This is a genomic window from Alcanivorax sp. HI0044 (genome assembly GCF_001634945.1).
On record NZ_LWEZ01000161.1, the window covers coordinates 1 to 1,087 of the forward strand.

A 1,087-nucleotide genomic window follows, 5' to 3' on the forward strand; every position below is an offset into this window, starting at 1 on the left:
GCTTCAGGCAGCCCCTCAACGGTTAACAGGCCATTCTCGTAGTGATAGCGGTCGCTATCGAGCACCACATCATCAAGCGCCAGAGTACGCAAGAGGAGGCCTTCACCATTGAAGGTCATTACTGTGGCGTCAGGAGAGGCGGGATTGCGACGCAGAGACAAGCTGCTAGTGACAGTAGTCACGCCATCACGGATATCCACATCCAGCGCCACCCACTCAACCAGATAGGCCGGCGGCTGGTAGTTCACCAAGCGGGTGGTTTTGACTGTTTGTGCACCTTCCATAACCCTACTCCTGAAAAAGGTTTGCCTGACGGCCAATCCAATCCGTCCCGGCACAGCCCTAACGGCTGCTCTGCGAAAACAACAACACCCCGACTAGCGGGGTGTTGTTGATGATGCCATGAGCTGCACTGCAGGTCAGCTCACTACGGCGCAGCCTGCACATAAGGCGCCGTCGGCGCCAAAACCGTGCCATTACCAAGCAAGTCAGCCTCGGTGATACCCACTGCTGTCTGGCTTGGAGCCCGCACAAAGCTTACCACTTCAGTCTGTAACTCGGTCAGAGCAATGAAACCACCAGCCGTAGCCGGGTCGCCAGGTGTCAGCAAGGAGGCATGCTCACCCACGGTAAGGTTAACCAACGCATTGGCGGCACTCACATCCGTGACATCTGTCGGCCCAGTTCCCGCCGCTACCGGCTGCGCATTCAGCAAACGAGCCAACGGCATCGTCCCGGCCAGCGGGGCACCGTCAACGCTGTTAGGCACTACCTGATCGGCCAAGTATTCAGTGCCATCTCCGTAAACGGAGGCATCTCCGCCACCGACAATTTGTTGAACCAAAACAGGAATTGTCAAACTCCCACAAGTGAGAATACTTGGGTAGTCACCAGCTTGGGCTTTTACAGGATCGCATGATGCTGCACCCGCAAGAACCTCAGCAAAGTTAACGGGATCACCGGAATCAACCGTACTTTGCGCCACATACAGAAACTTCTCGAAATCAGAACTGCCTTCCATAACACCCGCTGCAGCCAGCCCACCTTTGATAGAAGGACCAAAAGCTTCCGAGTTATTTAGCAACTG

At 55.5% G+C, this 1,087-nt stretch carries 2 pseudogenes; both read right to left on the bottom strand.

From position 1 onward, the window contains the following. Positions 1-284: pseudogene (pepN, locus tag A3730_RS01945) on the bottom strand (aminopeptidase N); the annotation flags it as partial. A gap of 143 nt (positions 285-427) precedes the next feature. Then, positions 428-1,087 (bottom strand): annotated as a pseudogene (locus A3730_RS30875) (hypothetical protein); the annotation flags it as partial.